This is a genomic window from Mesorhizobium oxytropidicola (assembly GCF_056174625.1).
The window spans coordinates 6959002-6980426 of the sequence record NZ_CM149692.1 but is presented as its reverse complement, the minus strand read 5'-3'; the positions used below and the strand labels follow the sequence as shown (position 1 = coordinate 6980426).

Here is a 21425-nt window from a genome sequence, read left to right as displayed (position 1 = left end):
GTGCTAGGCAAACGATGACGAAACTACAGTCGTGAGCGTCAGGCTCTAGGGGAGACAGGCAGCTTCTATCGCTTTCTACGGAGTCGAGTCCATGGAGCAAAGGCTTCCGGCGACATAGTGACCTTCGAGGCAGCTTTAGGGGGGAGCAATTTTGGATAAGCCACGCCATAAAAATACAAAGGTGATGTCCAAGAGCGTGATTGAGATGGGCCTGTTCTCGGCGGTCATCAACGCGTTGCTCCTAGTTATCCCGTTATACATGGTTCAGATATATGACAGGGTCATACCTGCGGCCAATATAAATACGCTGATATATCTAAGTATAATTGCGGTATCTTCCATTCTATTTTTTGCAATTCTAGAGGTCCTGCGGGGTATGTATGCGAGCCGACTCGCTGCGCGGCTCGATGTCAGGTTGGGCGCGACATCCTTCCTCGCCGCGATGAATGGACCGCGGGCGGGACTTGGCGATGTCCAATCTTTGCGCGACCTGGCCACCGTGCGAGGGATTATCGCCTCGCGGACCATCTTTTACCTCTTTGATTTACCCTTTGGGCTAGTCTTCGTGGGGCTCCTCTATTTCATTCATCCTTTGCTCTTCCTGGTGACCACAGCCGGAGCGATTCTCATGGTCGCCATCGCGGCGCTGAACCAAGCCGCGAGTTCAAATCCAAGTAGAGGGGCGGCGGAGAACCTTGCCGCCGCAATGAACTCGGCTCAGGCCTTTTCACGAAACTTCGAGACAGTTCGCGCGCTCGGCATGGTGTCTAATGCAATCGAATTATGGGGAACCGGTTTCTCTGGCTTCCTGCACGCCTCGGATCGGGTTGCTCGTATCAATGCGTTGTATAGCGGTATCTCAAGAGCCACGCGAACGGGCCTGCAAATCGCTATATTGGGTGTCGGCGCCTATTTGGTTCTGCGCAACGAGATTACAGCGGGTATGATATTCGCGTCCTCGATGGTTGCAGCCCGCGCGTTGCAGCCTCTTGACCAGATAATTGGAAGCTGGCGGCAGATTGTCGAAGCAAATCTGGCATGGAAGAGACTTTCGATCGCGGCTAGCAATCCCCCCAGTCGGGATCAAGTGGCACTCCCGCCCGCTAAAGGGACGTTGACCGTTGACCAGGTTGTGTATCAGGTTCCCGGCTCGGTCGACGGCTCGTCACCCCTGATAAAGCGGGTGAGCTTTGAGGCCGCAGCCGGTGAAGCAATTGCAATTGTTGGGCCATCCCAAGCTGGAAAATCGACGCTGGCACGCCTCATAGTCGGTGCCATTGAGCCTCGCTCGGGTTCGATCCGGATCGACGGTGGCGAAGTTCGAAACTGGGATCCAGAGGAACTTGGTCGGCATATCGGCTATCTTCCGCAAGACGTGGAACTCTTCCCAGGCACAATCGGCCAGAACATTGCCCGTTTCGACCCGGATGCCTCTAACGAAAGCATCGTTGAGGCGGCACAGCGAGCGCAGGTGCATGATCTCATCCTCGGTCAAAGACACGGATACTCGACTGTGATCGGCCCCACTGGCGTTCGCCTCTCTGGTGGCGAGCGTCAACGCATTGGGCTCGCGCGCGCCTTCTACGGCGATCCCAAGGTCCTGGTTCTTGACGAGCCAAATGCAAATCTTGACGCCCTCGGCGAGGCCGCACTTGAGCGTGCGATCATGCAAGCTCGATCGCAGAAGAGAACAGTGCTTGTCATAACCCACCGGCCGTCTCTCGCTGGGAAATGCGATCGCATACTCATGCTGCGCAATGGCCAAGTAGAGATTTTCGGATTCAGCAAGGAAGTGCTCGACGAACTTGCCCAACGGCAGAGCCCAGTGCAGCCGCCGGAAGCGTCGCAAACCCTTCCGCCTCGCCCTCTTCACGTTGATGAGGATAGGCGCCAATGACGGGTCCTAGCCAAGGCATGCAGATAATGCCGCGAACATATCGCTGGCAGGACCATGTCAACACGCGCACAGACCGGATTGCGTTGGTGGCATACGGGGTCATGGCTGTGTTTTTGCTAGGATTCGGATTGTGGGCCGGCACTGCGCCTATCGCGGGAGCAATGATTGCCCCGGGCCTGATAGTGGCTGCCGGACAGAACGTTCTGATCCAGCATCTCGAAGGAGGCGTAGTCCGCAGCATCAGGGTCCGGGAGGGAGACAGGGTCTCACGGGGTCAAGCCCTTCTCGTGCTCGATCCGACACTGGCCGAAGCGCAACTGAACCGAGTGCTGAAACAATGGGTTGCTCAGAAGGCTGAGATCGCCCGCCTTGAGGCGGAGCGCGATGGACTGAACGATATCGCATTTTCCGGCGACCTGGCCGACTATTCCAATGGTTCCGAGTTCGGTGATGTCTTCCGGGAACAAGCCAAGGAATTTCGGGCTCGGCTGGCTCGTTACACCGCCGAAGGTGAGATTCTCAAGCAACGGGTGACGGCCCTTCAGGAGGCTGTTGTTGGGCTAAGGGCTCAAAAAAAGGGAATGGAAAATCAACTTACGGTCGTCAACGAGGAGACGGAGCGGAAGAAGAACCTGTTGGAGAAAGGGCTTACAAACCGTTCCGAATATACAGATCTTCTTCGCAGCAGCGCTGAATTGGTTGGCCAGGCGGGATCGCTGGAGGCGCAAATCGCCAGTTCGGCAACCCAGATCGTAGAGGCTAAAGAGCAAATCGAGCGGCTTACGACCAGTCGAGTTGAAGACGCAGACTCGGAGCTTAATAAGGTCCGCGCCGAAGTTGCAGATGTCGAGGAGCAGATCAAAGCCGCTCGTTCGGTGCTTGATCGCACGACCATTCGGGCCCCGGCCGATGGGATCATTGTTAGGTCGCTCTACAATTCAGAAGGCAGTGTCATCCGAGCTGGTGAGGCGGTGATGGAGCTTCTGCCGACCACGAACGAATTGATCGTCGAGGCCAAAATAAAGCCCGAAGACATCGACGCTGTCCGGGTAGGACAAGATGCGAACATGATGTTCACGGCAATGAATGCGAGGACGACCCCGAAGGTCCCAGGAAAGGTATTCTACGTGTCTGCAGACCGGCTGGTAATGCCCAGCACCGGACAATCTTACTACACTGTGCGTCTGCGTATGGCCGACCCACTGCCACCGCAAATCAAACGCGACCAGATCTATCCGGGTATGCCGGTGGAGACTTTCATATCAACCGGGGAACGAACGTTCTTGGCTTATTTGACCAAGCCGCTGATGGACTCGTTCCAGCGCGCTTTCCGGGAGCGGTAGACGATTGCATTGATTCCATGCGTCTAGCGGCGGCGATGATGTCGCCTGCATGGGCCTTCCATGCGAGGGGCTGGGGCTTGTGATTGTGCTGCTAGATGACCGTCCGTCTAACCGCCACCGGCTCGGCGGCGGACTGCGTCGCGCCCCGCTTAATCCGCGTCGAACGTCGAAAGGCCGAGTTCCCTCGACCAAGGCGCACTTCTCGTGTGGGTTTTGACGAACGCGTGACCCCGACCGCTTCACACCGTTGACGTGACTGGCGGCGGCCGTAGTTCCACGACCAGCCGCTGGATGTCAGCGAAGAGGTTCTAGGACTTGCAACCTCGGCGAGTTCCGCCGGCCTACCGGGTTCGCCGGCCGAGAGGCAGCGCAAACTCCAGATTGCTATTTCGGATGGCAAGTTGGACCAGGAGATCGCCAGACTACTCGGCATCATTGGCTGCGCTGTGCGAGAGCACATAAGGCCGGATCTCCACCAAAACTGAATATCGGGCGGCGATCGGCAATTCGCCCTTGCATACCGGCCGGCCGGATTTTCGCCAAGACTATGGCCTGATAGGGCTCCGGGGTGTAGTCCAATCCGGTGTGGTGTAGTTCAACGCACGCAATAGGTTATGGTCCATTTTGACGTCCGTCACAATGTTACAAACAGCTATGTAAGTCATTGAAATTATTAAAGATATCTAGAGTTCAATCCTCTCTCGCAGCACCAGTCTTTTCCGCGCGAGCGCGGCTGACCTTCAAACTCCTCACCGCGGCGTGATCTATCCGATGTGTGATGAGGTTCCAGCGGCCTTGATCAATTCGTCCTCGCTCCTCACCCCATGTCGGTATGCGGCAACGATTTCCTCCGCTATGATTTCCGCCTCCAACGAATGGTCGTCTACCAGGCGTTGACGACATGCCGTGTCGAACGCACGACTCAATAGAGCCAACTCCTTGGCACTTAGGATGCCGTATTTTAGTGCTTGGTCGGTAACGGACATCGCCCAGGTCCTCCGCAACCTTGGTTGTGGACGGCCCCCTGTCCTCAAGGCCCGGCTCGGAGGGCCAGTAGGAGGAGCGTCGCGGAGGGGGAGGCGACGGATAGGCCTGCACTGGGGGGCGGTAGGCCTACTCCTCCTACCTGTTGCCGAGCCTGAGCTAAACAACGGCTGATTATACCCCTGAATGGCGGTAGCGCCAGTATTGTTTCATGGTGTTATAATTGTTGAACGCAGAGAGAGGGCTCATGCGGCGGGGGGCTCGATGTCCGCCCGCTCACAATACCACTTTATTAGGGGATGGCCTCAGGCGACGGACGAGTTCACCGCGCTGTGTGGCAGCGAGAGCGCTTACTTCGTGCCACGAAGAAATATCGCCTCAAGGCTGCCCGTGGAGGATCAAACTCAGCACCCCGTAGTGCCGATCCACAGCGGGATGGCCGCCGACGCCAGCAGGGCGTGGATGGGCGGGATCATGAAATCGAGCAGCCGCCCCCCAAAGCGCCCCAGCGGGTTGTCAGCTGTGGAGATGCGTCAGTTCGAACCCGGCTTCATCCTGCGCGTCGGACAGGTGCTGTTCGGCGGACCGGAACATGTCCGAGAACTCCATCTCGTTTTCCAGCATCACGCCGCCGACCTTGATGGCGAGGACATCCTCGGTGCCTTTTGGCGCGAAATAGACTTGCGCGACACGCGTGCGGATACGCTCGCCGATCTCCTTGGCCTCCGCTTCGGTCGCGCCAGAGAGGAAAACCCCGAACATCGAGGCGCCGATGCGTCCGATCAGATCCTCCTCGCGCACCGACGACTGGATGGTCGAGACGATGAGCCGCAAGGCCTCGTCGCCCCATTCAAGGCCAAAGCGCATGTTGATGGAGCGAAGGTGTTCGGGATGAATGATCAGGAAGGCGCCCGAGCGTGGTCCTGGCCCTGATCGCCTGGCTGCGCGTCGTTCAACCATCGACGTGAAGACCGGCCCGTTCAGGCAGCCCGTCAAACTGTCATACGTTCCGGACCTGTTGAGTTCCTGCCGGTAGCGGCGGATTTCGATCCGATTCCAGCCGATCAGCGCGAAAAGCGGCAGACCGATGATCACCGGCAGCAGTCCCGCGGTGATCATGCTGCGGGCGAATGGCGTCAGCGCGTCGCTGAACAGCAGCAGGTAGTTGAGGCCAAGGGAAAGGCCGAGGCTCCCGGCGGTTCCCAGGAATGCCAGCCATGCAACGTGCTTCCAGGGCTGGGCAGTGGTGGTCGCCATTGATCTGGTCATTGGCCAATCTCCTGTCGGTAGGCTGGTATAAGGCCTGTCTGCCGTAATTTCGGTTTCGCCGAATCGTACAATTTGACGGAAAAAGGCCGAATGGCGTCTTCGCCATGCCCAGAGCAAAGCCGGTTTGCCGGCTCCAGCCTATCGCGGCGGCCCGAAGACACCCATCTCTGCATTCCGGGCAATTGCTTCCGCCTTGCCATAAATGCCGCCCGGCCGCGCCATCGCCCAGCCATTGGCGACGAGCCAGGCTCCGACATCCTGCTTGCCGAGCCGGCACGGTGCGGCGATGGCAAAACGCTCGGGTTCCGGCGGCAGGAAACAATTCAGCGCGCGCCCCCGCAGCCAGGCATTGAAGGCCGCGCGCGCCCGCTGGCCGCAGGGCCAGGCCTCGTCGCGAAACGAACAGGTCTGGTCGACGCCGATATGCTGGGCCCCGCTGATGACCACTTTCCACCCCATCGCTTCGAACGTCGCCGACGACGTTGCAATCGGATGGTAGAGCAGGGTTTCGCGCCAGTCCTGCGGCATGGGTGTTTTGGGGCGGACGGCGAGGCCGAGTTCTCCAAGCGGCGGCCGGGCCCCGACCCGCTCGGTTTCCGATGCGTCAACCGGCGGCGGAGCGATAAGGCTCTCGGCGATCCGTCGTGCGGGTCCCCGCGATTGTCCGTCGGGATTGGCCGCGGCCGCCTGATTTGCTTGCTTGCCGGCAATTTGCAGGGATGGCGCAGGGACCGACCGGTCGAGAGAAAGCAAGGTTCCGGCCCGCATGATCAGGGCGATTCCGAGCACGAGCTCGAGGCCCCCGATCGCGATCACCATGCGGGCATGCCAGCTCATCAGGCCACCGCAGCGTTCGCGCAAGGTCGGGCCGGCGGCCGGTCATAAACCCGACGTCGATTTGGCAACCAGTTTGAGCGCACCCTTTTCTATCCGGTAGAATGGCATCGACCTTTGGCTGGATCCGTCAGCGCGAAAACGGAACAAACCCGTCGATCCGCGAAACCCGTTCGGGTTTTCGAGGGTCTGTTTGCTGAAGCCGTCGGGTCCGACCGCGCTGGCAATCCCTGCCGTCAGGGCAACCATATCATAGGCATAGGCCACATTGACGTCGGCAGGGTAGTTGTATGTCGTCCGGAAGCGGTCGGCGATCGGTCCGGTTTCGCCTGGATCGAGCGTGGCGATGTATGCCCCCTCGAACAGCGGATCCATGGGGTGTTCCAGCCAACGGTCCGTTCCGACGACCGAGATTGCTTTTCCCGGAATGCCCTTTGATCTAAGGGCGGCAAGCACCGGCGCGGGGCTGCCATCGCCGCTGGCAATGATGACCGCGTCGGGAGCGTCCACGAGTGAGCCCATCTGGTCGACCGCCTTCGCGCCACCGTCGCCGGCCGAATAGGGCACGGTGACCGCGAGCGTCGCGCCATAGATGCTAAGGCCGTTCGCCACCCGCTTCTCCACAGCACTGGCGTTCGAGCCTTCCGCGACAAGCAATACGAACTTCTTGCCGCCTTTCGCAGCGAGCCCCGCGGCGCCCGCCGCGGCGCTGTCGGCTTCGCTGAGGCGCACGGCATAAACCCCGGCGCCGCCCGCGAAATTGTCGGCAAGCGCCAGAACCGGTGGCCGCTTCGATCCCGACAGCGTGGCAATATGCCGGGCCGATGGCAGTTCGGTCGGGCCGATGACGACCTTGGATCCCGTCGTGATGGCTTGCACCGCCAATTTGCTGGCCTGGGCACTGTCGCCTTTCGTGTCCTCTATCGTCAGCGTCAGCAATCCATTGCCGATATCCGTCATCGCCAGCTTGGCGCCGTCGAGCATCTTCCGGCCGGTCTCCCCTGACGTTCCGGGAGCGGACAAGGGCAGCAGCATCGTGACTTTGGCGGAACCGGTGCCGAGCGACTGGCTCGCCTGGGCCGAACCGGCGCCGGCATTCTGTCCCGCAGGCGCGGCGACCGCCGCCGGATCGAGCACTTCGGAAACGCCGCCTTTCGACTGGCAGCCCGACAAGGGCATGGCGAGCGCCAAGGCGAGTGCCCAAATCTGCGGACTGCGGCCCTGCCGGACAGCTTCCATGATGCTCCACCCCGTCTGCCGCCGGATATTTCCCGGTCTGGTCCTCAATTCATGTTACGGCGGACTTGCGGTGCCGTCTTGCTGTTCTTTCATGCGGCGCACGCAATCGGCAAAGGCCCAGCCGGTTGGCGCCGGCCAGCGTGGCAAACAGACCAAGGCTGAGCCAGGCGATCGTTGCGGCGATCGCCCATAAAATTGATCCGTCTGATGTCATGATGGCCAACAGGCGTGGCCCATGCGGTCAGTGCATGTACTCGACCATGCGGTCGTGGAAACACTCGCATTTGTTGAGCGTGTCTTCGTCCTTGTAGTTCGTCTTCAGATAGCCATAGGCCATGCCGCAGGCGACCTTGGCCTCCGATGCCCAGACGAAGGCAGGCCGGGATGAGTTGATCCATTCGGGGCTGTTGGCGACGGCAACCGATTCATCCATCAGCTTCACCACCTGCTCCTTGAGATCGACGATGTTGTCGTTCAACACCAGGTTGGACGTCCCCACGACGCGGCAATAGTCGCCCGTCGGACCTTCGATGATGTCGGCGGCTTCCAGCCCCGTCGCAACAATCGACAGCAGCCCGGCCCCGAAAGCCACACGCAAAATTCTGTTCATGCTCGTCACCTCGTCCCTTTCGCCCCTTAGGCCACGTCCGTCTTGGTGCCGTGGCTGTCATCGTAAAGTATTTTCACCGCTTCGGCAGCGCTGTGGAACGTATAGTTCTCCAGCACGGCGACCGTATGGTAGTTGTCGCCACCGCCATTCGTGTCGACCTTGACTTCGGCATTCGCCGCATTGGCCAAGGACTGCGAGATCTCCACAAAGCCGCCGGCTTCGAGATCGGTTACGCCGGCCAGACCTTTCAGCAGCGCGGAGAGATCGATCTTGTCGCCGTTGGCGCCATCGTGGAAGTCGGCGATCAGATCGGCGACTTCCAGCGAGCCGATGGCGAATGTCCTGGTACCATCGGAGGCGACAGACGGCTGCGCCGGGGCAACCAGCGATGTGTCGAGTTCCACCTCGATGTAGTTGCCGCTCGTGCCGTCGGCCATCTGGAACGTGCCGTTGCCGGTCACGGTCTGCCCGTCGATTTCGCCGACAGCGGGGTGCGCTGCCGTGTTGATGGAGGCAACACCGTTGTCGGCGAGGCTCGACAGTTCCCCGGCGTCGCTGGTGCCATTAGCATTGGCGTCCTTCCAGATCAGCAGGCTGCTGAACGCCGCGTCGTTGTGATCGATGACGCCGTCATGGTTGCTGTCGAGCGATGCCAGTGCGGCCGCGCCGCTGGCGAAATGGCCACCATCGAAGTTCGGCGTGAACAGCTCGGTGCCGTCATCGATCTTGCCGTCATGGTTGAGGTCGACCGCCAGCATGCCGTCGTTCGAGGTGTTCCAGGCCAGTTGCTCCTTGGTGCCGTCGCCGTTCATGTCGAACTGAGCACCGTGGCTGACGTCGGAGAATGTAAAGCCATTGTGGTTCAGGTCGAGGATAACGGGATCGACCGATCCCCCGATCAACGTGTTCAGATTCGCCACGGTGACGCCCTGCAGATCGACCAGCGCTCCAACGCCGGCGCTGGCGGTTGTCTGGGTATAGACGTAGGTGTGATTCACCCCGGAGATCGTTGCCGTGAATGCGAGCGTCGCCCCGGCATTGCCGATGTCCGTGCCCATAAGATACTGGACCGCTGCGGCCACGCCTGACGTTGTGGTGATCGCCAGGGGCGAGGTGCCGGCATCGGTCCCGAAGAAACTGGCGATGCCGTTCGTGACCGAATGGGACTCAACCGTGTCTCCGCCGATCGTCAGGACGGAATCTCCTGCTCCGTCGACGAGGCCGGCAGTCGCAGCCACCAGCGTCCCGGGCAGGGTCAATTTGTCGGTCCCGGCGACGAAGTCGGTGATGACGTCATAGCCGGAGATCGTCCCGGCATTGCCGGATCCGCCTATGACGGGGGTCGATTCGCCGGTCCCGATGATGAAAGTGTCGGCGCCGCCTCCACCTGTCATCGTGTCCGCACCCGCTCCGCCGATTAGGGTATCCTTTCCATCGAGGCCTGTCAGCGTATCGTTGCCCTGTCCTCCGGATAGGATCGTATCGTGTCCATTGATGCCGGTCAGATGATCGTCGCCATCCTGGCCAAGCAAGATGGTCTTCGCCGCGGTCGCGACGAGATTGTCGACGCCGTTGGTGCCTTCGAGCGTTGTGGCGGTTGGGTACAGATGGGCGGTCACGCTGCCGGCCGCCGTATCGCTGTCGCCATCCGTTCCCGTCACGGGAATCTTGATGTCGAACGGGTCAACCGCGTTGGCAGTCGCGAAGCTGGCCGAACCTAGCTTGAAGGTTCCTGATGAGGCGCCCGAGATCTCGACCGCACTGAACGGATCCGAACTTGCCGTGACTGTGAAAGTGTCGCCTTGGTCCATTCCGTGCAGTGTAAAGGTGCCGTCGCCATTGTTCGTCAGCGTGGGCGCGGCGCCGCCCGAACCGTTCACAAAAGTCACGGTAATTCCGGTAGCCGTGGTTTCCCCCGTGCCGTCGCCGACGAAAATCTTGTCGTCGTCAGCATTTACGGCCCTGATCGTGATATCCACCGTGCCATTTGCTTTGGTGATCCCCTGGGTGAAACTCGATACCTCGTAGTGAGTGGTATAGTTGGTTCCGGCAATGGTTCCGGTGGTCGATGCGTTCGTCACGAAGTCGAAACGGATTGTCTCCCCATTTGTAATGCTCTGGCCGCTACCAACACCGAAGTTTCCGGTGCTGGTGTTGACGTTGTTGGAGCCATTTGCCGTCACCAACAAGTCGTTCGGTGTATCCGGGCTGGTGAGAGCTGTGAAGGCATTCACCTGGTTGTTGCCGCCCGTGGCTGTGGCGCCCGACGTCGTGAATTGAGATCCGTTGAAGATCGTACCATTCAAGACAAACGACCAGGTGTCGGTTGCCGGATTGAGTGTGGCGGTGAATCCGAGATCGTTGCCATTCGCCACTGACGATCTTCCCTCGACCGTGTGACCATCCGGTGAGACTTGATAGAACAGCTGCTCCCCGTTGAGGTAGACGTTCGCGCCGCTGACGTCCTGAACGGCGGTACCCGTCGTCACGTTGAACACAACATTTCCAACACCGTCCGCCCCCGCGCCCGATGCAAAGTTCAGGTGTTCAGTCAGCGCGGTGTGCAATGAGTCCGGCAGGCTGATGCCGTCGCCGACGAAAGGCAGCGGGGTGTCGTCCAGAACCGTCAAGTTGACTGCGCCGGAGACATGATCACCGCTGGTGTCGGTTGCGACCACTTGAAGACCATTGATGGTGATGTTGCCAGAGCCGGCGGTATGCTGGAGCTGGTCGGTCAGTGTGGCGGTGACCACGGGAGTCAACGAGCTGTTGGCGCCGGCGCTGGTGTTCGACAGCGCCAGGTAGATTGAAGGTCCGAGGTTGGTGACACCTTGCATCAGCGTGCCGACAAGCTGGCCGCCGCTGAGTGCCCAGCTGATCGAATATCCGGCGGCCAGACCGGAAACCGTCGGCGCTACCCAGTTCGGATCACCTGTTGGGTTGGCAAAGGCAACGGTGATCGCCTCGCCCGTCGTGGTGAAGGTAATCCCGCTGATCGCTTGCGCCGATTCGCCAGGGCTGGTGGGATTGGTCCCAGTCACCACGCCCGCGTGGAGATCCGTGGCGTCTTGGGTGGTGTCGAGAGCCGCTTCGTTCAACGCCAAAGATGCAGTGCCGCCACCCCCCGGAACAGTATTGGTCTGTACGTTCACCGTCACAGTGGCGGTCGAGGTGTCGCCGTCGCCGTCCTTGATGGTGTAGGTGAACGAGTCCGATCCGACATAGATGCCTGTTGGCGTATAGGTGAATGTTCCGTCGTTGTTGTAAGTGACGGTGCCGTGAGCGCCGTTTGTGGTTGTTATTACCCCGGGGGTGGTTGTTGCGACGCCGTCGGCGCCGAAGACATCGTTACCCAGGAGGCCGGTCAGCACCGTAGGCGCGGTGATTGCCGGTGCCCAACTGTCATTATTTGCGGTGGGTACGTCGTCGATGACGGCGATGTTGATGGTGCCAGTGGTGGTGTTGCCGTTGGCGTCGGTGACTTGATAGGTGAAGCTCTCGGCCGCATTGACGGTGTCGGTGCCGGCGGTTGCCGGTCCATGCACCGGTGAGGTCAGCGTGTAGACATAGCTGCCGTCGGTGTGGACCTGGATGGTGCCGTAGATGCCGGCTGTCGCGGCATTGCCACCGGAGACCAACTGATAGGTCAGCGGTGTGAAGTTGCCGGTCGCATTGAGCTGGTTTGAGGCATCGGTCTCGGCCGTCGATCCTGGCAGCGAGCCGATCACCGTGCCGTGCGCAAGGTCGGCGCCGCTGGTGGTGGTGTCGAGTGCGGCTTCGTTGACGGTGACGTCATTGTCGGCGGGAGCAACGAGGCCGGCATCGGTGAGGTTGATGGTCAGCGTCGTCGTCGACAGATCGCCGTCACCGTCCTTGAGCGTGTAGACGAACACGTCGGTGGTGTTGGCGGCGATGTTGTTGGCCGTCGACTGGTAGGTGTAGGAGCCGTCGGCGTTGAGATGCAGTGTGCCGTGCAGGCCGGCAATGTCGGTGCCGACACCGCCCGATACGGGCGTCGTGGTGTTGCCGCCGGCGGCGCGCACGCCGTCGATGGTGGCGCCGTCGGCGCCGGCCACGTCATTGACCAGCACGCCGGCCGCGGCCGTCACGGTCAGCAGGGCGCCTTCATTGACGTTGCCGATGTCGGCGGTTGCTGTCGGCACATCGTCGATGACGGCGATGTTGATGGTGCCGGTGGTGGAGTTGCCGTTGGCGTCGGTGACTTGATAGGTGAAGCTCTCGGCCGCATTGACGGTGTCGGTGCCGGCGGTTGCCGGTCCATGCACCGGTGAGGTCAGCGTGTAGACATAGCTGCCGTCGGTGTGGACCTGGATGGTGCCGTAGATGCCGGCTGTCGCGGCATTGCCGCCGGAGACCAGCTGATAGGTCAGCGGTGTGAAGTTGCCGGTTGCATTGAGCTGGTTTGAGGCATCGGTCTCGGCCGTCGATCCTGGCAGCGAGCCGATCACCGTGCCGTGCGCGAGGTCGGCGCCTGATGTCGTGGTGTCGAGTGCGGCTTCGTTGACGGTGACGTCATTGTCGGCGGGTGCGACGAGGCCGGCATCGGTCAGATTGATGGTCAGCGTCGTCGTCGACAGATCGCCGTCGCCATCCTTGAGCGTGTAGACGAACACGTCGGTGGTGTTGGCGGCGATGTTGTTGGCCGTCGACTGGTAGGTGTAGGAGCCGTCGGCGTTGAGATGCAGTGTGCCGTGCAGGCCGGCAATGTCGGTGCCGACACCGCCCGATACGGGCGTCGTGGTGTTGCCGCCGGCGGCGCGCACGCCGTCGATGGTGGCGCCGTCGGCGCCGGCCACGTCATTGACCAGCACGCCGGCCGCGGCCGTCACGGTCAGCAGGGCGCCTTCATTGACGTTGCCGATGTCGGCGGTTGCTGTCGGCACATCGTCGATGACGGCGATGTTGATGGTGCCAGTGGTGGTGTTGCCGTTGGCGTCGGTGACTTGATAGGTGAAGCTCTCGGCCGCATTGACGGTGTCGGTGCCGGCGGTTGCCGGTCCATGCACCGGTGAGGTCAGCGTGTAGACATAGCTGCCGTCGGTGTGAACCTGGATGGTGCCGTAGATGCCGGCTGTCGCGGCATTGCCGCCGGAGACCAACTGATAGGTCAGCGGTGTGAAGTTGCCGGTTGCATTGAGCTGGTTTGTGGCATCGGTCTCGGCCGTCGATCCTGGCAGCGAGCCGATCACCGTGCCGTGCGCAAGGTCGGCGCCGCTGGTGGTGGTGTCGAGTGCGGCTTCGTTGACGGTGACGTCATTGTCGGCGGGAGCAACGAGGCCGGCATCGGTGAGGTTGATGGTCAGCGTCGTCGTCGACAGGTCGCCGTCACCGTCCTTGAGCGTGTAGACGAACACGTCGGTGGTGTTGGCGGCGATGTTGTTGGCCGTCGACTGATAGGTGTAGGAGCCGTCGGCGTTGAGATGCAGTGTGCCGTGCAGGCCGGCAATGTCGGTGCCGACACCGCCCGATACCGGCGTCGTGGTGTTGCCGCCGGCGGCGCGCACGCCGTCGATGGAGGCGCCATCGGCGCCGGCCACGTCATTGACCAGCACGCCGGCCGCGGCCGTCACGGTCAGCAGGGCGCCTTCATTGACGCTGCCGATGTCGGCGGTTGCTGTCGGCACATCGTCGATGACGGCGATGTTGATGGTGCCGGTGGTGGAGTTGCCGTTGGCGTCGGTGACTTGATAGGTGAAGCTCTCGGCCGCATTGACGGTGTCGGTGCCGGCGGTTGCCGGTCCATGCACCGGTGAGGTCAGCGTGTAGACATAGCTGCCGTCGGTGTGGACCTGGATGGTGCCGTAGATGCCGGCTGTCGCGGCATTGCCGCCGGAGACCAGCTGATAGGTCAGCGGTGTGAAGTTGCCGGTTGCATTGAGCTGGTTTGAGGCATCGGTCTCGGCCGTCGATCCTGGCAGCGAGCCGATCACCGTGCCGTGCGCGAGGTCGGCGCCTGATGTCGTGGTGTCGAGTGCGGCTTCGTTGACGGTGACGTCATTGTCGGCGGGTGCGACGAGGCCGGCATCGGTCAGATTGATGGTCAGCGTCGTCGTCGACAGATCGCCGTCGCCATCCTTGAGCGTGTAGACGAACACGTCGGTGGTGTTGGCGGCGATGTTGTTGGCCGTCGACTGGTAGGTGTAGGAGCCGTCGGCGTTGAGATGCAGTGTGCCGTGCAGGCCGGCAATGTCGGTGCCGACACCGCCCGATACGGGCGTCGTGGTGTTGCCGCCGGCGGCGCGCACGCCGTCGATGGTGGCGCCGTCGGCGCCGGCCACGTCATTGACCAGCACGCCGGCCGCGGCCGTCACGGTCAGCAGGGCGCCTTCATTGACGTTGCCGATGTCGGCGGTTGCTGTCGGCACATCGTCGATGACGGCGATGTTGATGGTGCCGGTGGTGGAGTTGCCGTTGGCGTCGGTGACTTGATAGGTGAAGCTCTCGGCCGCATTGACGGTGTCGGTTCCGGCGGTTGCCGGTCCATGCACCGGTGAGGTCAGCGTGTAGACATAGCTGCCGTCGGTGTGGACCTGGATGGTGCCGTAGATGCCGGCTGTCGCGGCATTGCCGCCGGAGACCAGCTGATAGGTCAGCGGTGTGAAGTTGCCGGTCGCATTGAGCTGGTTTGTGGCATCGGTCTCGGCCGTCGATCCTGGCAGCGAGCCGATCACCGTGCCGTGCGCGAGGTCGGCGCCTGATGTCGTGGTGTCGAGTGCGGCTTCGTTGACGGTGACGTCATTGTCGGCGGGTGCGACGAGGCCGGCATCGGTCAGATTGATGGTCAGCGTCGTCGTCGACAGATCGCCGTCGCCATCCTTGAGCGTGTAGACGAACACGTCGGTGGTGTTGGCGGCGATGTTGTTGGCCGTCGACTGGTAGGTGTAGGAGCCGTCGGCGTTGAGATGCAGTGTGCCGTGCAGGCCGGCAATGTCGGTGCCGACACCGCCCGATACCGGCGTCGTGGTGTTGCCGCCGGCGGCGCGCACGCCGTCGATGGTGGCGCCGTCGGCGCCGGCAACGTCATTGACCAGCACGCCGGCCGCGGCCGTCACGGTCAGCAGGGCGCCTTCATTGACGTTGCCGATGTCGGCGGTTGCCGTCGGCACGTCGTCGATGACGGCGATGTTGATGGTGCCGGTGGTGGTGTTGCCGTTGGCGTCGGTGACTTGATAGGTGAAGCTCTCGGCCGCATTGACGGTGTCGGTGCCGGCGGTTGCCGGTCCATGCACCGGTGAGGTCAGCGTGTAGACATAGCTGCCGTCGGTGTGGACCTGGATGGTGCCGTAGATGCCGGCTGTCGCGGCATTGCCGCCGGAGACCAGCTGATAGGTCAGCGGTGTGAAGTTGCCGGTTGCATTGAGCTGGTTTGTGGCATCGGTCTCGGCCGTCGATCCTGGCAGCGAGCCGATCACCGTGCCGTGCGCAAGGTCGGCGCCGCTGGTGGTGGTGTCGAGTGCGGCTTCGTTGACGGTGACGTCATTGTCGGCGGGTGCGACGAGGCCGGCATCGGTCAGATTGATGGTCAGCGTCGTCGTCGACAGGTCGCCGTCGCCATCCTTGAGCGTGTAGACGAACACGTCGGTGGTGTTGGCGGCGATGTTGTTGGCCGTCGACTGATAGGTGTAGGAGCCGTCGGCGTTGAGATGCAGTGTGCCGTGCAGGCCGGCAATGTCGGTGCCGACACCGCCCGATACCGGCGTCGTGGTGTTGCCGCCGGCGGCGCGTACGCCGTCGATGGTGGCGCCGTCGGCGCCGGCCACGTCATTGACCAGCACGCCGGCCGCGGCCGTCACGGTCAGCAGGGCGCCTTCATTGACGTTGCCGATGTCGGCGGTTGCTGTCGGCACATCGTCGATGACGGCGATGTTGATGGTGCCGGTGGTGGTGTTGCCGTTGGCGTCGGTGACTTGATAGGTGAAGCTCTCGGCCGCATTGACAGTGTCGGTTCCGGCGGTTGCCGGTCCATGCACGGGTGAGGTCAGCGTGTAGACATAGCTGCCGTCGGTGTGAACCTGGATGGTGCCGTAGATGCCGGCTGTCGCGGCATTGCCGCCGGAGACCAACTGATAGGTCAGCGGTGTGAAGTTGCCGGTTGCATTGAGCTGGTTTGTGGCATCGGTCTCGGCCGTCGATCCTGGCAGCGAGCCGATCACCGTGCCGTGCGCAAGGTCGGCGCCGCTGGTGGTGGTGTCGAGTGCGGCTTCGTTGACGGTGACGTCATTGTCGGCGGGTGCGACGAGGCCGGCATCGGTCAGATTGATGGTCAGCGTCGTCGTCGACAGATCGCCGTCGCCATCCTTGAGCGTGTAGACGAACACGTCGGTGGTGTTGGCGGCGATGTTGTTGGCCGTCGACTGATAGGTGTAGGAGCCGTCGGCGTTGAGATGCAGTGTGCCGTGCAGGCCGGCAATGTCGGTGCCGACACCGCCCGATACCGGCGTCGTGGTGTTGCCGCCGGCGGCGCGCACGCCGTCGATGGTGGCGCCGTCGGCGCCGGCCACGTCATTGACCAGCACGCCGGCCGCGGCCGTCACGGTCAGCAGGGCGCCTTCATTGACGTTGCCGATGTCGGCGGTGGCCGTCGGCACATCGTCGATGACGGCGATGTTGATGGTGCCGGTGGTGGTGTTGCCGTTGGCGTCGGTGACTTGGTAGGTGAAGCTCTCGGCCGCATTGACGGTGTCGGTGCCGGCGGTTGCCGGTCCATGCACCGGTGAGGTCAGCGTGTAGACATAGCTGCCGTCGGTGTGAACCTGGATGGTGCCGTAGATGCCGGCTGTCGCGGCATTGCCACCGGAGACCAACTGATAGGTCAGCGGTGTGAAGTTGCCGGTTGCATTGAGCTGGTTTGAGGCATCGGTCTCGGCCGTCGATCCTGGCAGCGAGCCGATCACCGTGCCGTGCGCAAGGTCGGCGCCGCTGGTGGTGGTGTCGAGTGCGGCTTCGTTGACGGTGACGTCATTGTCGGCGGGAGCAACGAGGCCGGCATCGGTGAGGTTGATGGTCAGCGTCGTCGTCGACAGGTCGCCGTCACCGTCCTTGAGCGTGTAGACGAACACGTCGGTGGTGTTGGCGGCGATGTTGTTGGCCGTCGACTGATAGGTGTAGGAGCCGTCGGCGTTGAGATGCAGTGTGCCGTGCAGGCCGGCAATGTCGGTGCCGACACCGCCCGATACCGGCGTCGTGGTGTTGCCGCCGGCGGCGCGCACGCCGTCGATGGAGGCGCCATCGGCGCCGGCCACGTCATTGACCAGCACGCCGGCCGCGGCCGTCACGGTCAGCAGGGCGCCTTCATTGACGCTGCCGATGTCGGCGGTTGCCGTCGGCACGTCGTCGACGACATGCACGACGAGATTGTCGCTGGCGGTTGTGCCGCCGACGCCGTTGACGGTGAGCGCGACGTTGTCGTTGAAGCCCGAACCGTCGACGCTGTCGCCGGGAGCCGGCACCTTGCTGTCATTGTCGATGGTTGCGGTCAGCGTGTAGCTGTAGGCGACGGTGCCCGAATGAGCGTCACCGGTATAGCCGGTCAGCGTCAGCACGCCTTCGCCGGTGTTGACGGTTTGCGTGCCGTTGAAGCCCTGCACCTGGGCCATGGAGAAGGTGGTGCCACCGATGACGATGTTTTGGATGCCATCGCTGGCCGAGATGGTGAAGGAACCGGTATCGGTCTCGCTGTTGGCGGCGGCGTTCGAGCCGTCCGGGTTGAGGCCGGCCTCAAAGACGGTGTTGTCGGGCCCTTGAGCCTGTGCGGTCGTCACCGTTGCGCTGTCGTCGGTGCCGGCGATGGTGATGGTGAGCGTTGCCGGCGAGGTGTCGCCGTCGGCGTCCGTCATCGTGTAATGCAGGTCGTAGCTGAGATGGCTGCCCGAGGTCAGCGCCTGGGTTGCCGCCTTGCTGTTGTCGAGCACATAGCTCCAGGTGCCGTCGCTGTTCTGCGTCAGCGAGCCATAGGTGTTGAGCGCGGTGATCGTCGCCGCATCGCCGCCCGACCAGGCGACGAAGGCCATGGGTGTGTCGGCGCCCGAGACGTCATTGGCAAGCACATTACCCGAGACAATGCTGGCGCCGTCCTCGACGACCGCATAGGGACCGTCATTGTGGGCCGTCGGCACGTCGTCGACGACATGCACGACGAGATTGTCGCTGGCGGTGGTGCCGCCGACGCCGTTGACGGTGAGCGCGACGTTGTCGTTGAAGCCCGAACCGTCGACGCTGTCGCCGGGAGCCGGCACCTTGCTGTCATTGTCGATGGTTGCGGTCAGCGTGTAGCTGTAGGCGACGGTGCCCGATGGGCGTCACCGGTATAGCCGGTGAGCGTCAGCACGCCTTCGCCGGTGTTGACGGTTTGCGTGCCGTTGAAGCCCTGCACCTGGGCCATGGAGAAGGTGGTGCCACCGATGACGATCTCCTTGATGCCGTCGGTCGCCGAGATGGTGAAGGAACCGGTGCTCGTCTCGCTGTTGGCGGCGGCGTTCGAACCGTTCGGGTTGAGGCCGGCCTCAAAGACCGTGTTGTCGGCGCCCTGTCCGGCGGCGGCGGTCACCACGGTGGCGCTGTCGTCGGTGCCGGCGATGGTGATGGTCAGCGTTGCCGGCGAGGTGTCGCCGTCGGCGTCGGTCATGGTGTAATGCAGGTCGTAGCTCAGATGGCTGGCCGAGGTCAGCGCTTGCGTTGCCGCCTTGCTGTTGTCGAGCACATAGCTCCAGGTGCCATCGTTGTTCTGCGTCAGCGCGCCATAGGTGTTGAGCGCGGTGATCGCCGCCGCGTCGCCACCCGACCAGGCGACGAAGGCCATGGGTGTGTCGGCGCCCGAGGCGTCATTGGCAAGCACATTACCCGAGACAATGCTGGCACCGTCCTCGACGACCGCATACGGACCGTCATTATGGGCCGTCGGCACGTCGTCGACGATCTGGACGGACAGCGTACCGGGCGGCGAGATGTCGCCATCGGTGTCGGTCACCGTCACTGTCATGTTGTCGAAGATGGAATCGGTGCCCGCGCCGGGGTGAGCCACGCCATGGACGAGCGTGTAGCTATAGCTCACCTGACCGGTGCTGGCGTCGTAACCGCTGATGGTCAGCGTGCTGCCGAGCGGCGTGGTGATGTTGACCGGAGTCGATGCGCTGTTGGCAAGCGCGGCACCCGATATCACCTGACCGGCGATCGTCAGCGAGCCGACTCCGTCGGGGGAGGAGATGGTGAAGGTGCCGGTGTTGGTCTCACTGGTGTCGGGAGCCGAGGTCAGGCCCTTTTCGTACACGATAGTGTCACCGCCGCCGACCTCAGGCGTCAGGTCGCCGATCGACGGCGTGGAATTGGGCCTGAGAAGAGACGGGAACAGTTCGCGGTTCTCCGGCTGGCCGAACGCCAGATCCGTCGGCGGCAACAGCGCCGACAGGCCGAACCCGTCGCCGATGCCGCCGGGGGGAACCGAGAAGTCTCCGCCCGCGCTCGAGGTTGAGCCACCGGGGCCTGCCGATATCGACCCGTCGGCGCCGAAGGCGACGTCGACATGGCTTGCTTCCAACGCCGCGATCAAGGCAACGCGCGGCACTTCGACGTCGCCGATGATGAAGGTCGGCACGTTGAGAGCGCCATCCTTGATGACGATTACCGAACCGTCCGCCTGCTCGAGGACGAGGTTGTGGCCGTCGACCTTGATGTTGTCGATCGAGACATTGGCTGGGAGTTTCACCACATTGCTGGCGTCGGCCACATATTCGTGCGGCGCGGCTGCCGCCGGGGCCTTGGCCTCCGCGGGTGCTTCCGGTTTGACGGGCGTACCGCTGCCGACATCGACGGGAACCGGCTCAGTGGCCGGGGCGGCCTTTTGCGCCGGGCTGGCTTCCGCGACCTGGATCTGCGCCTGCGATGGCAGGCCGTTCTGTTCGGAGTGCTCGTCCCAAGAATGAGAGACGGTGTCCAATTCGTTACTGGTGGTCATAGCCAAACCCCTCCGGCATTTCCCGGAAACAGACAGTGACCACTTCTACTTTGCAACTATGCCGCAATCCGTTTCATATATTCGGATATGCTGGCTTCAGCATTTTTTACGCGTGGTAAACTCGAACCATATAACCCGATATACATGGGACGGCATGCTGTCTGTCTGATGGGGGTTGGCTCCGGTCGCTTGGTAAACATAAGTATAAACTTGTATAAAACTTTACACAAAATAAAAGAGGTGAAGTACAGGAAACTTATCCACCTTCATTTCCAATAATTTGAGGCAGGATTGATAGCGTCCACAGTCAAAGGTGGGCGTTATGACAAAAGAAAAATCTGCTCTGGGGGCAACCGGGGTCAAAGTGCTGCTGCTGGCGATCGGCATCATGAGCCTGCCGCAGCCATCGTCCGCGAGCGCTTTACCGGCACGCATCGATCCGGCCGGTTCGCTGTTGGCGAAGGTCGAAACGCCTTCCGCTCTCGGCGGTATTTCGCTGCTGCGGCCACAGCCCTGGCAGCCTGCCTCGACCTACAGGATCGGCATGGTTTTCGGCAGCTACGGTCCGGCTCGCATCGATCAGGAAACCGGCTCCTCGACGGCGCAGGACAATGCCGGGATCGATCCCATTCAGACGGCGGCGATCATTCCCGGCGTGTTCGGATCCGTTGCACTGTCGATGCACAATTTTCCGGTTTCCGTCCGTTGGGCGCCGGTTTACAAGGCAATCGTCGACTGTTCCGCCGGCAGTGGGTGTGACGGCAAGAACAGCATCTTCACCGCGATCGTCAATGCCGCCAAGGACAAGCGGTTTGTCGACAAGCTGTCCTTCATCAACTCAAGCATAAACCACGCGATCGCCTACAAGAAGGACAGCGTGGTTTACGGCAAGCTCGACTACTGGGCGAAGCCTTCGGAAATTCTCGAGCGGCGGGCGGGCGACTGCGAGGATTTCGCCATTCTCAAGATGGCGGCGCTGCTGCGTGCCGGCATTCCGGCGCAGAGCATGTCGCTCGTCGTTCTGCAGGATCGCAAGCGTGGTTTCTTTCATGCCGTGCTGTCCGTCAGCACCGGCAGCGGCGTCTTCATTCTGGACAGCCTGAGCAACGTGGTCTCGCGCGACAGCGATCTTCCCGACTACGTGCCATTGTATTCGTTCAGCACCGACCGCGCGTGGATCCACGGCACCAGGCCCGGTGCGGCCCAGGTCGCCGACATCAAAGGCGGTCTTGCCACGGTCGCCCCTGGCGAAGGCCTCCAGCCGTAGCGGTTCCAAGA

At 62.1% G+C, this 21425-nt stretch carries 10 protein-coding genes; 3 read left to right on the top strand and 7 right to left on the bottom strand.

Going from position 1 to position 21425, the window contains the following annotated elements:
• The first annotated feature begins 151 nt into the window (after positions 1-151).
• On the top strand, positions 152-1897 hold the full coding sequence (locus tag AC0V8S_RS34610; protein ID WP_475436112.1) for a type I secretion system permease/ATPase: 1746 nt from the start codon (positions 152-154) through the stop codon (positions 1895-1897).
• A 101-nt stretch (positions 1898-1998) separates the two neighbouring features.
• Positions 1999-3240 (top strand): HlyD family type I secretion periplasmic adaptor subunit, encoded by a 1242-nt coding sequence (locus AC0V8S_RS34605; protein WP_475436110.1) that lies wholly within the window; start codon positions 1999-2001, stop codon positions 3238-3240.
• Positions 3241-4740: 1500 nt separating this feature from the next.
• On the opposite strand, the gene AC0V8S_RS34600 is transcribed toward AC0V8S_RS34605, so the two are convergent.
• The 7 genes from AC0V8S_RS34600 to AC0V8S_RS34570 form a co-directional block, all read right to left on the bottom strand.
• The gene (locus AC0V8S_RS34600; protein ID WP_244661523.1) at positions 4741-5493 is read right to left on the bottom strand and encodes a GGDEF domain-containing protein; all 753 of its coding nucleotides are present in this window, start codon (positions 5491-5493) and stop codon (positions 4741-4743) included.
• Positions 5494-5631: 138 nt separating this feature from the next.
• On the bottom strand, positions 5632-6330 hold the full coding sequence (locus tag AC0V8S_RS34595) for a thermonuclease family protein (protein WP_183456292.1): 699 nt from the start codon (positions 6328-6330) through the stop codon (positions 5632-5634).
• Between the two features lie 42 nt (positions 6331-6372).
• Positions 6373-7566, bottom strand: a complete 1194-nt coding sequence (locus AC0V8S_RS34590; RefSeq protein WP_475436108.1) for an ABC transporter substrate-binding protein — start codon at positions 7564-7566, stop codon at positions 6373-6375.
• A gap of 49 nt (positions 7567-7615) precedes the next feature.
• Positions 7616-7789 (bottom strand): hypothetical protein, encoded by a 174-nt coding sequence (locus AC0V8S_RS34585; protein WP_183456296.1) that lies wholly within the window; start codon positions 7787-7789, stop codon positions 7616-7618.
• An 18-nt stretch (positions 7790-7807) separates the two neighbouring features.
• Positions 7808-8176 (bottom strand): hypothetical protein, encoded by a 369-nt coding sequence (locus tag AC0V8S_RS34580; protein ID WP_095198248.1) that lies wholly within the window; start codon positions 8174-8176, stop codon positions 7808-7810.
• A 26-nt stretch (positions 8177-8202) separates the two neighbouring features.
• Positions 8203-18432: an Ig-like domain-containing protein gene (locus AC0V8S_RS34575; RefSeq protein ID WP_475436105.1), complete on the bottom strand. Its 10230-nt coding sequence runs from the start codon at positions 18430-18432 to the stop codon at positions 8203-8205.
• Between the two features lie 26 nt (positions 18433-18458).
• Positions 18459-20147, bottom strand: coding sequence for a VCBS domain-containing protein (locus AC0V8S_RS34570; protein ID WP_475436104.1), 1689 nt, complete (start codon positions 20145-20147; stop codon positions 18459-18461).
• A 322-nt stretch (positions 20148-20469) separates the two neighbouring features.
• Here AC0V8S_RS34570 and AC0V8S_RS34565 point away from each other — a divergent pair, with 322 nt between their 5' ends.
• Positions 20470-21414 carry a transglutaminase-like cysteine peptidase gene (locus AC0V8S_RS34565; protein ID WP_475436102.1) on the top strand — a complete coding sequence of 315 codons (945 nt, stop codon included), beginning with the start codon at positions 20470-20472 and terminating at the stop codon, positions 21412-21414.
• Positions 21415-21425: the final 11 nt, after the last annotated feature.